We start from the raw sequence: 12,675 nt of genomic DNA, 5'->3' as shown, positions 1-12,675 counted from the left end.
TTTACCCCACCCCCACCCTCCCGAACCAGCGGGGAGGGAGTAATAAATTCACAAATGATGCAAAGATTGCTATATACGGCGGGGTGGGAGTGTCCCCACAATAATTTTAAGATTTTTCAAAATGCCAACTCAATGTTTTTTAGTTTATTTCAACCAGCCCTTCAATCGTTCCGTCACTTGAGGGCGGCGCAGCTTTCGCATTGCCTTATTTTGAATTTGACGGACTCGTTCGCGGGACAAATTGAACAAACTGCTGACCTCTTCTAAAGTGTAAGGTTCGCCGGTCAGCAAACCGTAACGCATAGCAACAATCTCTTTTTCGCGCTCAGTCAAAATACTGTCCAACACCTCCAAAATATCTTGGCGCATCATCATCTCATTCATCTGAGCTTCGGGAGATTGCGTCGCGTTATCTTCGAGAACATCCAAAAGTTCCGAACTTTCTTCTGAGCCGATGCGGTGGTTGAGAGACAAAGATTGCCGGCGTACTTGCTGGAGGTAGCGAAGCTGTTCGCAAGAAACTTGCATTTCTCTAGCAAGTTCAGTTTCAGTTGGATTGCGTTTAAGAGAACGCCTCAAATCTCGATAAACTTTTTTGAGTTTATTTAACTGTTCGACAATGTGAACCGGCAAGCGAATCGTCCGCCCTTGATTGGCAATTGTCCGGGTAATTCCTTGGCGAATCCACCAATAGGCATAAGTAGAAAACTTGTAACCCTTCTCCGGATCGAACTTTTCGGCTGCCCGGTTTAAACCCAAAGCTCCTTCCTGAATTAAATCGAGAAAAGGCACGCCCCGATTGAGATAGCGTTTGGCAATCGAAACCACCAAACGCAAATTCGAGCTGATCATTTTCCGTTTCGCCGACTGACACTGGTGGCGAAGTTGTTGCAGTTGAGTTTCGCTCACTCCCAAAGCCGCTGCGAGTTCAGCTTTTGTCGGCACTCTGCCTAACTCCTGCTGCAAACGCTGTTCTAGTTCATCCAGGGCTACCAATTCTTGAACGCGGCGCGCCAACTCCACCTCTTCGGTGGCAGTCAGTAGAGGATAGCGAGCCATTTCCTTGAACAAAGCTCCCACGGGATCGTCGGCAGACCAGTTGTTGTATGCTGACGAGCGAGTTACCGTGGGACGATCGATCTCGGTGTCCTCATCCTCTGCGATTGCGAATGAGGCTTCGGGTGCCACCGCAAAACTGCCTAGGTCAGATTCTGCCATATGGTGCTTGGTGTCGGTGGGAGGATTTGAAAAGTATCCCTTAACTTTAACGAATTTAACCGGAAATTTCCGAAATCCATCTAGAAGCCGGTGAGTGACTTTAGTGGCTGATATCTGTTCGCCCCTTTTTTAGACCTTTTATTGAGTTCGAGCCAGTAAAGGAGCTGCCTGCAATAATTGCTGAGTGTAAGGGTGCTGCGGATTAGTAAAAATATCCCTAGTCTTACCGATTTCAACAATTTTTCCAGCATTCATTACCGCAATACGATCGCAAAAAAATCTCGCCACCCACAAATCGTGCGTAATAAACAGATAAGTCAAATTGAATTCCTGCTTCAACTCCAACATCAGCTCTAAAACTTGAGTCTGCACGCTGGCATCCAGCATACTCACAGGTTCGTCGCAAATTACCAGTTGCGGGCGAGTAATTAAAGCCCGGGCGATCGAAACTCGCTGCTGTTGTCCTCCCGACAATTCCCCCGGATAGCGGCGGAAGAAATCCTCCCCAGGAGTCAAGCCCACCCGCTCTAACATTTGGATTACTTGTTTTTTAGCTTCGCTGGCATTAGCTAATTTGTGAATAAACAAAGGGTCACCAATACTTTGCCCGACAGTCATCATCGGATTCAGGCAAGCGTGGGGGTCTTGAAAGATCATTTGCATTTCGCGGCGGTGCTTCCTCACAGCATCGCGGTTCAAGGCAGTTATATCTATTCCTTGAAATTCCACTTTGCCGCCAGTGGCGGTAATTAGCTGCAAAATGGTGCGTGACAAGGTACTTTTGCCGCAGCCGGACTCCCCCACCAGCCCTAGGGTTTCTCCCCGTTGTAGCTCTAAACTAACGCCGTCTACTGCTTTAATTACCTGGCGATTCCTGGAAAACAACTGATCTAATAAATTGCTTTCTAAACTGTAGTGTTGCTGCAAATTCGTTACGGTCAAAAGAGGCGAATTTGTTAAATTTGCAGTAACGGGTTCAGTCCTGATTTCCTCGAATGCGAACCCTTTGTCAGAATCGGCTTGAATGTGCAAAGCTGCTTTGAGGAGCGATCGAGTATATTCGTGCTGCGGCTTTTCAAAAACGTTTTGCACCGGCCCTGTTTCTACGACTTTACCGCCGTACATCACCGCAATGCGATCGCAATACTCAGCCACCATCGCCAAATCGTGAGAAATCAACAAAATAGCCGTTCCCCGTTCCTCACAAAGTCTGGTTAATTCCTGCAAAATCTGGGCAGCTACAGTTACGTCCAAACTTGTAGTCGGTTCGTCCGCCACAATTAATTTGGGATCGAGCAAAAGAGCCAAAGCAATTGCTACTCTTTGCCGCATTCCGCCGCTAAATTCGTGGGGAAATTGCGACCAGCGAGACGCAGGAATTTTCACAGCTTCCAGAGTTTCAATCGCCCGTTTCTTAGCTTGCTTACGGTCCAAATTCGGTCTGTGAGCTTGCAAAGTCTCGATGCAATGTTCTCCTACAGTCATCAAAGGATCGAGACGAGTCATCGGATCTTGAAAAATCAATGCTACAGCTTCGCCCCGAAACCGTCTCAGCCGCGAAGCATTCATATCAAACACCGACTCTCCGGCAAAACTAACTCGCCCCTCAATCAGCGTTGAATCCGGCAGCAACCGCATCGCCGCCCTTCCCAAAGTTGATTTACCGCAGCCCGACTCCCCAACTAATCCGAGCTTTTCCCCCGGTTTCAGCGTCAGGGAAACCCCGTCAACGGCCCAACCGGATTGGCCTCGCCGCTGAGGATAAGCTACTCGCAGATTGTCAACTGAAAATAGAGAAGAGTCATTAGTCATTAGTCATTAGTCCTTAGTCAGTGGTCAGTTGTTATTAGTTATTTAATGGTTGTTTAATGGTCAGTATATAGTAGCTATTAGTTGTTGTTAATTATTAGTAAGCATTGCGAAGTTATTAGTTATTAGCAATAAACTGATTGGCTGTTGGTAAATACAAATAAAACGGGCTATTAACCATCTTTTATGAGTACATCATTGGTCGCGCAACCGATTACTAACAACTAACAACTAGCGACTAACAACTGACAACCATCAACAGTCAACTGACTAAATTTCCTTTCGCTTCAACTCAGCTCTCCGCAGTATGTAAGTAGCCGCACAATCTGCGTGAGGATGGTCTGCTAAAACTTCCGCGAGTTCCAACACATATCCGGCGATATCCGGCCCCAGCTTCTCAGTAAGCACTTGACGTTCCCGAGAGGCGAGTTCTTGCACGCGGGCCTTAGCTTGCCAATTCGGAGAAAACATCTTGTCAATCTCGGTGTGGAATCCCAGACTTTCGAGAATGTCCCACTCGCCGTTATCGCACCAAATGCCCCCGCACAACATACAGCGCTCTATGTAAAAGGGCACTCTGCTGAAAGGAACTTTCGCCCGTGACAGATAGTGACCGTCTTCGGGACACAGCGCTGCTTTGCTGTCGTAGACAGACGGGGTGAATTCTATGCCGAGAGTCCCTGTCGCATCTGGGTTCTCGGATTTGTTGTACCACTGACTCTGCTCTTTCTGCCAAGCTTCGTATTCTCTGCCTGGAATCCAGATACCGTAACAGGTGGGACACCACTGCACCGACATACGGCCGGCTAAGGTACCGCCTTCTAAGTTGGGATGTTTACATTTTGGACATTCCACCGCTTTATTTCTCCTTGCCTTCTTAATTCCCTGTTAATTCAATTATTAATTCTGTATCTTGGCGGGCCCTGAAGAACCAGAATTTTTTTGTAGCAGCGCACCACAGTAGCCAATTAGCGTGTTGAGCCGCGCGATCGCCGCAGTTTGCCTCGCCTTTGCTGTCGCTGGCTGGCGCGACGCTTGCAAAAACGTGACATCTGTCCCCAACAACCGCAGTTGCTTGTGAATTTCCGTCAAATAGGACTGCTCTGGGGGTGTTTCTGAGCCCTCTAACTCATCGCTTTCGGCTCTCATAATTTGGTTTCCGAAAAATTGTTGCACTTTTCTGTATTCGATCGCCAGGGCGGCCCCATCCAGATTATCCTGTGCAGCAGTTCTTTGTAGTTGTTCTAGTGCTTGCTGTAATTCTTGGTAGCACTGGCGGCGGTCTTCGGACAATATCATGATTTTGTAAACAAATTTGTATTTATAATCAAAGTAGATACTTACTTAAGTTTGCTCATATGGAGGGAAGCCGTGCGTTTTTGGAGCAATTCCCTGTTTTGTGAGAACTTTTTTTGATTTTCTGCCCTGACTCTACCCTTGTGGCTGCTGCTTTTAGTTTAGCGTTGCCGGTAAATGCCGATCCCCCGCAACCTCAACTGCTACCGCCAAAATATGCTTATTTTACCCGATTTTCCCCGATTGACAGACTGCGGCGGCGGCAGTGGTGTCACTATATTTTCCTACCTCCGAGGGGGGGCGACTCGGGATTACATAGGTATAGTTAACAAAAAAATCGACTATTTTTTTGAATTGCAAATTGTGGCATTCAATTAGTTTAGTATAGCTAAACACATAATTTCGGCAATTCAACCGGAAACCGGCTTTTAACCATTTGTATTTCTAAGTTTTAAAGGTGTACCCCATGAACGCGAACACTCTGACTCCCTCTCATTCGATCGATCCTGCTGTAGTTCCCGATTGGCTGCAAGAATGCCTGAATACTCGATCGCAGCCTGATGGGGGCGCTAACCCGAATTGCTCGACGGACGACAGCTTAATTTGTCGGGCCTTTGAATTTGCCCGCGACTTGCACCAAGGACAATACCGCAAATCAGGAGAACCTTACATTTGCCATCCGGTAGCGGTCGCTGGAATACTCCGGTATATGGGCGGCAACAACGTCATGATTGCCGCCGGCTTCCTCCACGACATTGTTGAAGATACAGATATTACTCTCGAAGAAATAGAACAGCGGTTCGGCGCGGAAGTGCGACAGTTGGTTGAAGGTGTCACCAAGCTTTCTAAGTTTAATTTTTCCAGCAAAACAGAGCGCCTTGCTGAAAATTTCCGCCGAATGTTCCTAGCAATGGCTAAAGATATTCGCGTGATTGTCGTCAAACTGGCAGACCGGCTGCACAACATGAGGACTTTGGAGCATTTGTCCGAGGAAAAGCAGCGCAGTATTGCCCTAGAAACCCGAGATATTTTTGCTCCCCTGGCGAACCGTTTGGGTATCGGGCGCTTTAAGTGGGAATTGGAAGATTTAGCGTTTAAATACTTGGAACCGGAAGCTTACCGCGAAATTCAGGAATTGGTGGCCGAGAAGCGGGCCGATCGAGAAACTCAACTCGCAGAAGTCACAGATTGTTTGCGAGAAAGGCTTGACAATTTAGGCATTAAATGCTACGAAGTTAGCGGCCGTCCCAAACATTTGTACGGGATTTATGGGAAGATGCAGCGCCGCCAAAAAGGGTTTAACCAAGTGTACGATATTGCTGCGGTGCGGATCATAGTAGAAAGCAATGATGACTGTTATCGGGCTTTGGCGATCGTCCACGATTCTTTCCGCCCGATTCCCGGCCGCTTTAAAGATTATATCGGTTTACCAAAAGCCAACCGCTATCAATCTTTGCACACCGGAGTAATCGGAACCAGCGGCCGCCCCATCGAAGTGCAAATTCGCACCGTAGCAATGCACCACATTGCAGAATACGGCATTGCCGCCCACTGGAAATACAAAGAAACTGGCGGTTCTAACACAACAGTCACCGGCGACGACGAAAAATTTACTTGGCTGCGACAACTCCTAGAATGGCAAAGCGACCTCAAAGACGATCGCGAATATTTACAAAGCATTAAGGACAACTTATTCGACGAAGATATTTACGTTTTTACTCCTAACGGAGACGTGATTGCTCTCAATAGCGGCTCAACTCCCGTAGATTTTGCTTACCGCATTCACACAGAAATTGGCAATCGCTGCACCGGTGCGAGAGTCAACGGGCGAATGGTAACACTAGACAAGGTTTTAAAGAACGGCGATATTGTAGAAATCTTGACCCAAAAAAATGGTCATCCGAGTTCCGACTGGCTGAATTTTGTCAAGACAAACGGAGCAAAAAACCGAATTCGCCAGTGGTTGAAGCGATCGCACCGAGATGAAAATCTTGCTCGCGGCAGGGAATTGCTGGAAAAAGAATTAGGTAAAAACGGCTTAGAATCTTTGCTGAAATCTGAACCCATGCAGTCTGTGGCTCAGCGCTGCAACTACCACAGCGTCGAAGATTTAATCGCCGGTTTGGGCTATGGCGAAGTGACTCTAAATCTCGTAGTAAATCGACTGCGAGATTTAGTAAAAGTGCAGCAAAAAATTGAAGCTGCTCCTGCAGGAGGACAGGAATTGCCCCAGCTAATACCTGCATCGACGGCACCGAAACCAGTACCGAGTTCGTCTCCGAGCAAATCGCCGATCGCAGGTGTAGAGGGATTGCTCTACCATTTATCCGGCTGTTGCTGTCCGATTCCTGGGGAATCAATTATTGGAGTTGTGACTCGCACTCGCGGAATTTCGATTCACCGCCAAGGATGTTCAAATGTTGAGAGCGTGCCTGGGGATCGGTTGGTTCCTGTGAGTTGGAATTCCAGCAACCGCAATGAATCTCGACCCAATACTTATCCGGTTAACATTCAAATTGAAGCCCTCGATCGAGTGGGAGTTCTCAATGATGTTTTATCGCATTTGAAGGACAACCAAGTAAACGTCCGCAGCGCTCAAGTCAAAACATATCCCGGATTGCCGGCATTAATTGACTTGTGCATGGATATCCAGGATAAACAACAGTTCGAGCGCACTTGTATGCAAATTAAAAAGATGAGCGATATTTTGAATTTGCGGAGGCTGAGTGAAGGGACTTAAGAAGATAGCCTAACTGTATTGTAGGGTGCGCCCCGCGCACCTAATAACTAGCTGAGGAGAGGTTCAGCCCCATAAAATTTAAAAGGCTAAGGAAAGTTTTACTCAGCTTCGCGAGGTTCAACTACCAGCCTAATTCCATCAAGAATTTGACCAACTCGCTCGGCCGAGAGTGTGCCAATTTTCTCACCTAACTGAGATTTATTGATCGTCAAAATCTGCGAGACGTGAACAACACTCTGTTCTGGTAAATCAGCTTCTCCTGCTTCTAACAGGACATTTCCTGGTGAATTAGCCCGTCTGAGATTTGAAGTAAGCACACAAACAACAACCGTATTAATGCGGGAACGATTGAATAAATTGTTCTAAATGATTACATGGTGATGGAGATAACCGGGTTCTGAACCAGAAGGCTCATCAAGTTCAACCCAAAAAATATCACCTTGATTTATTATCATTCGCCTTCCACCAGCCTGCGATGAGAGCGACTCATCTTGCGAAGCAAAACTTGTTCTTCTTCAGAGAGAGGTGCTTCGCAAGCAGCATTAATTTTTTCTAACAGTTGTTGATTTTCGCGGCGGCGGATAAATTCTTCAAGGGCTATTTCGATCAAAAAACTATGAGAAATTTGCATTTCGCCAGCTAATGTTTCGGCTTGTTCAAATAAAGATGCTGGCAATGAGATAGCAGTTTTGACAGTTGTCATAGCTTTATACCTTCATTTATTTATATGAGTCTAACTCATAGTATAGCTAACCACAATAGGGTTCAGCAAACAGGCAGAACAATGAAACCCTTTATTTGGGCGGACTTACTGGCTTTGACTCGCCCAGCTTTTGCTGCAAAAACTCCTGGGCTACTTCTCCAGCTTCCTGCTGTTTCTTATCAACTTGATAATTGAGTCGTCGCATATCTTCCTCAGAGATTTTGCCGCCCAATTCTGCGAGCACTTGACGCAATTCCGGGTATTTTTCCAAAACTTGCGATCGCACAACCGGAACTGCTTCGTAGGGGGGGAAATAGTTCTTGTCATCTTTGAGAACTACTAAACCTAAACTTTGAATCAAACCGTCCGTTGTATTACCAGCAATCACATCTACTTCTTTTTGTTGCAGTGCTTGATAAAGCAATCCTAACAGCAACTCCTTCGGTTCTTCTCGAAACTTAATCCCGTAAGTTTTAGCCAATCCGGGGAATCCATCTTCTCTCTCGTTAAATTCTGGGCCGAAACCAGCCCGGAGGTTAGGTGCAGCTTTCCCAAGTTGCGAGAGAGTTTGTAAATTGAGTTTTTTGGCATCGTCTCCCCGCACAATAATCGCAAAACTGTTATTAAATCCCAGCGGTTGCGTCCATTCTGCTTTAAACTGTTTGGGATATTCTTGTTTGAGGTAATTGATGACTTTTTTGGGGTCAGAAATCGGTTTTTGTTTGAGCAGGTTGGCGTAAGCAGTGCCCGTGTATTCGACATACAAGTCGATTTTACCTGTTATTAGAGATTGATGGCAAAGCGAGCCTCCGAGATTCAGTTCTCGTTCAACTTTGATATCTGTTTTAGCTTCGATATGGCGTGCTAAAATTTCTGCGAGGATGACTTGTTCGGTAAAGTCTTTCGAGCAGATGACAACTTGCTTTTGGGGCTTAGAGGTACATCCTGCTACTGCAAGCAAGCAAAGCAGCCAGCAGGAATAGAAAAAAAAATCGTTCTTAGATATTTTCATAAGCGAACTCCGTTGTCAGTTCCACAATTATTAGCTTCTAATTTATAGCATTTCTCAATCATTTGTAAAGGCAAGAACCCGGGCTTCTTCAATAAGTCGCGGCTCTAACACCGATCGCACTTTACCCAAGTTCCGTTTTCCTGTTGTAACATTTATTGATAGACATGGAGGAATAAATATGGTAATCAGAGTCAGCGATATTATCCAGCAGCAGCGACAATTTTTTGCGACTGGGAAAACTAAGGATGTGGATTTTCGGATCGAACAACTCAAAAACCTCAAGAGTGCGATCGCTTCCAATCAATCACGGATTGTGGATGCTGTCAACGCTGATTTAAACAAGCCGGAGTACGAGGCTTATTTTGAACTTGCTACGATCGCAGACATTAATTATGCCATCAAAAACGTTAAATCGTGGGCAAAGCCGAAAAAAGTGCGTACTTCGATCGAGCAATTTCCAGCATCGGCCTGCCTTTACCCAGAACCTTTGGGCGTAGTTTTAATCATCGGGCCTTGGAATTACCCATTTCAGCTTATGATATCACCCTTGATCGGGGCGATCGCCGCAGGCAACTGCGCCATCCTCAAACCTTCAGAAGTCGCCTCGCACACGTCGGCAGTTGTCGCCGACTTGATTACCAAAACCTTCGATCCCGCTTATGTAGCCGCCGTCGAAGGAGGAGTCGAAACCAGTCAACAATTATTAGCGGAAAAATTCGACCACATCTTCTTTACCGGAGGCACAAAAGTCGGTAAAATAGTGATGCAAGCCGCCGCCAAACACCTGACACCTGTCACATTAGAATTAGGCGGCAAAAGTCCTTGCATTGTAGACTCAGATATTCAACTTGAATACACTGCTAAACGCATTGCCTGGGGCAAATTTATCAATGCGGGTCAAACTTGTATCGCTCCCGATTACCTGTTAGTTCATAAAAAAGTTAAACCAGATTTGATCCAGGCAATTAAAACAGCAATTCACGAATTTTACGGCGACGAGCCGCAGAAAAGTCCCGACTATTCCCGAATTATCAATCAGCATCATTTAGGACGTTTGGCAGAGTTAATGAAAGACGGAGAAATTGTCGCCGGCGGTCAAACAAACCCCGAAGATAAATATATTGCACCGACGGTTCTCGACAAGGTTTCCTGGGATTCGCCTGTGATGCAGGATGAGATTTTTGGGCCGATTTTGCCAGTTTTGGAGTATGATGATTTCGGAGAGGCGATCGCCCAAATCAACGCCCGTCCCAAACCCCTAGCTTTGTATTTGTTCTCGAAGGATAAAGAGAAACAAGAGCGAGTTTTGCGGGAAACTTCTTCCGGCGGAGTTTGCATAAACGACACGGTTATGCAAGGCGGACTAAGCTATTTACCTTTTGGCGGAGTTGGCGACAGCGGCATCGGCACCTATCACGGCCAAGCAACTTTTGACACCTTTTCGCATCAAAAAAGCGTGCTGCAAAAGTCATTTTTACTTGACTTAAAATGGCGGTACGCTCCCTATCTAGGTAAGTTGGATTTGATTAAAAAGCTGATCGGTTGAGATTGCCTAAGCACCAGATTCCCCCTCACCCCCCAGGGCTGTTTCTTTCTTCCGAAGTCCGGCAGGGGTTTCAACCCCTGCCGGACTGAATGCTTGACGTGTTTGTTGTTAGCAAAGATCGCCTCCTTCAATCCCATATCCCTGTTCTAATCGGTGCTGTGCCATTCTCGATCGATTCTCTCCAAATCCTTGGCCGCTCCCAATTGTTGAAAAATTTGATGTGCTGTATCGTAATGTTGTTGAGCAACTTCTGTGTTGCCGCGCTTTCGCTCAAGGTGTGCTAAATAGTAGTTAGTTTCGGCAATATAGCAAGTCATGCCCAGTATTTGCATTTTTCCTAAAGCTTCTGTTAACAGTTGTTCTGCTGTATCTAGATTGCCTCTACCGAGCTCATTTTCTCCGAGACAAGCGATCGACTTGGCCATCCCTTCGCGATCGCCCAATTCTGTTTTTAATGCCAAAGATTGCCGGAAGAGTTTCTCAGCTTCATCCCAATTGCCGCGATTTCGCTCGATATCTCCCAACGATGCCCAAGAATATGCCATGCCCGATCGAGCGCCCAATTCTGTCATCATTTCCAAACATTGCCGGAAGAGTTTCTCAGCTTCATCCCAATTGCCGCGCTTTCGCTCGATATTTCCCAACACACCCCAAGAAGATGCCATGCCTGAACGATCGCCCAATTCTGTTTCAACTTCCAAACATTGCCGGAAGAGTTTCTCAGCTTCATCCCAATTGCCGCGACATAGCTCTATATATCCCAACAATCCCCAAGAAGATGCCATGCCTGAGCGATCGCCCAATTCTGTTTCAACTTCCAAACATTGCCGGTAGAGTTTCTCAGCTTCATCCCAATTGCCGCGATTTCGCTCGATATGTCCCAACGATGCCCAAGAAGATGCCATGCCTGAGCGATCGCCCAATTCTGTTTCAACTTCCAAAGATTGCCGGTAGAGTTTCTCAGCTTCATCCCAATTGCCGCGATTTCGCTCGATATCTCCCAACACTCCCCAAGAATATGCCATGCCCGAGCGCTCGCCCAATTCTGTCATCATTTCCAAACATTGCCGGTAGAGTTTCTCAGCTTCATCCCAATTGCCGCGATTTCGCTCGATATCTCCCAACACTCCCCAAGAAGATGCCATGCCCGAGCGATCGCCCAATTCTGTCATCATTTCCAAACATTGCCGAAAGAGTTTCTCAGCTTCATCCCAATTGCCGCGATTTCGCTCGATATCTCCCAACACTCCCCAAGAAGATGCCATCCCTTGGCGATCGCCCAATTTTGTCATCATTTCCAAACATTGCCGGAAGAGTTTCTCTGCTTCATCCCAATTACCGCGATTTCGCTCGAGTTCTCCCAACACTCCCCAAGAAGATGCCATGCCCGAGCGATCGCCCAATTCTGTCATCATTTCCAAAGATTGCCGGTAGAGTTTCTCTGCTTCATCCCAATTGCCGCCATTTCGCTCGAGTTCTCCCAACCTCCCTAATGAAGTAGCAATGCCGCTCTGATTATTTTCTTTTTGTGCGATGGCTAAAGCCTGCTGGAAACATCTTGACGCTTCATCCCAATTACCCAAATCTTTATGAACACCACCAATACTTAATAAAACACTTGCTGGATTTTGACCTTCAAAATATAATTTATTTTGCTGCATAATTGCATCTTCCATAACTGTTCCCGCTCCTAATCGAAAACCATAAGTTACCATCACCTTTACCACTTTTAAGTATTCTCTTTCATCACCTATATTTAATGCAAACATTATCGGTTCAATAAATGCCCGTAAATCGATCATATCTTTAAAATCTTCAAATTTTATGCTAGAAATATCGAATAAGTACACCCTTTTGAACAACTTTGGCAATTCCTCGTATTTCTTTCGCATAAACTCGGCTGTCAACTGCTGTATATATAGCCTTTATCAGAAAGATGAGGTATCATGTAACTGACTTGAACGAAGTAAAAAATATAGAACCCGAAAATGTCATGCAGCTCTAATTAAATGAGCGCTCACAGCATTGGCTCGACCCACAGCATTCACTCGACTGACAACTATCAATGGTTGTAGAAAGTATCACACATTAGTAAAAATGAAAACTTATTCGATTGATTTTAGACAAAAAATTATGGATGTGTACCATAATGAACCGCTGTCACAAAGAGCAATAGCCAACCGTTTTGGTGTAGCCCTTAGTTTCGTCCAAAAACTGATTAAACAGTATCGTGAAACCCAAAATATTGCTCCTCGAACTGAGCGATGCGGAGTCAAATTAAAACTGAATGCAGAACAACTGCTGATTTTAGCGGAATTGATTGAAGCAAATAATGATGCAACTCTCGACGA

Annotated in this window: 9 protein-coding genes and 2 pseudogenes; 3 read left to right on the top strand and 8 right to left on the bottom strand. The window is 45.9% G+C overall.

All coding sequences use genetic code 11. From position 1 onward, the window contains the following. Window positions 1-144 precede the first annotated feature (144 nt). The 4 genes from QUA71_RS01385 to patD all read right to left on the bottom strand — a co-directional run bounded on the left by QUA71_RS01385 (window position 145) and on the right by patD (window position 4,326). A complete protein-coding gene (locus QUA71_RS01385; RefSeq protein WP_190657729.1) occupies window positions 145-1,218 on the bottom strand; it encodes an RNA polymerase sigma factor, RpoD/SigA family in 1,074 nt (357 codons plus the stop codon). A gap of 138 nt (window positions 1,219-1,356) precedes the next feature. Beyond that, a complete protein-coding gene (locus tag QUA71_RS01380) occupies window positions 1,357-3,030 on the bottom strand; it encodes an ABC transporter ATP-binding protein (RefSeq protein WP_333281285.1) in 1,674 nt (557 codons plus the stop codon). Between the two features lie 267 nt (window positions 3,031-3,297). Beyond that, entirely contained in the window at window positions 3,298-3,882 is a 585-nt protein-coding gene (locus QUA71_RS01375; protein ID WP_006634046.1) for a TFIIB-type zinc ribbon-containing protein, read from the bottom strand. Window positions 3,883-3,927: 45 nt separating this feature from the next. Beyond that, window positions 3,928-4,326, bottom strand: coding sequence for a heterocyst frequency control protein PatD (gene patD, locus QUA71_RS01370; RefSeq protein WP_006634045.1), 399 nt, complete (start codon window positions 4,324-4,326; stop codon window positions 3,928-3,930). A 463-nt stretch (window positions 4,327-4,789) separates the two neighbouring features. Here patD and QUA71_RS01365 point away from each other — a divergent pair, with 463 nt between their 5' ends. Then, window positions 4,790-7,063, top strand: coding sequence for a bifunctional (p)ppGpp synthetase/guanosine-3',5'-bis(diphosphate) 3'-pyrophosphohydrolase (locus tag QUA71_RS01365; protein WP_333281278.1), 2,274 nt, complete (start codon window positions 4,790-4,792; stop codon window positions 7,061-7,063). A gap of 98 nt (window positions 7,064-7,161) precedes the next feature. On the opposite strand, the pseudogene QUA71_RS01360 reads toward QUA71_RS01365, so the two are convergent. The 3 genes and pseudogenes from QUA71_RS01360 to QUA71_RS01350 all read right to left on the bottom strand — a co-directional run. Continuing rightward, window positions 7,162-7,413: pseudogene (locus QUA71_RS01360) on the bottom strand (type II toxin-antitoxin system PemK/MazF family toxin); the annotation flags it as partial. 101 nt (window positions 7,414-7,514) lie between these two features. After that, entirely contained in the window at window positions 7,515-7,766 is a 252-nt protein-coding gene (locus QUA71_RS01355; RefSeq protein WP_333281276.1) for a hypothetical protein, read from the bottom strand. A 91-nt stretch (window positions 7,767-7,857) separates the two neighbouring features. Next, on the bottom strand, window positions 7,858-8,778 hold the full coding sequence (locus QUA71_RS01350) for a glycine betaine ABC transporter substrate-binding protein (protein ID WP_333281273.1): 921 nt from the start codon (window positions 8,776-8,778) through the stop codon (window positions 7,858-7,860). 178 nt (window positions 8,779-8,956) lie between these two features. On the opposite strand from QUA71_RS01350, the gene QUA71_RS01345 reads away from it, so the two are divergent. Next, window positions 8,957-10,324, top strand: coding sequence for an aldehyde dehydrogenase (locus tag QUA71_RS01345; protein WP_333281270.1), 1,368 nt, complete (start codon window positions 8,957-8,959; stop codon window positions 10,322-10,324). 146 nt (window positions 10,325-10,470) lie between these two features. On the opposite strand, the gene QUA71_RS01340 is transcribed toward QUA71_RS01345, so the two are convergent. Continuing rightward, entirely contained in the window at window positions 10,471-12,126 is a 1,656-nt protein-coding gene (locus QUA71_RS01340) for a tetratricopeptide repeat protein (protein ID WP_333281268.1), read from the bottom strand. Between the two features lie 295 nt (window positions 12,127-12,421). Here QUA71_RS01340 and QUA71_RS01335 point away from each other — a divergent pair. Then, window positions 12,422-12,675: pseudogene (locus QUA71_RS01335) on the top strand (IS630-like element ISMae26 family transposase); the annotation flags it as partial.

Origin of the sequence: Microcoleus sp. MON1_C5 (assembly GCF_036701875.1) — a bacterium.
Classification (GTDB): domain Bacteria; phylum Cyanobacteriota; class Cyanobacteriia; order Cyanobacteriales; family Microcoleaceae; genus Microcoleus.
This window is presented reverse-complemented; position numbering and strand designations above follow the sequence as displayed.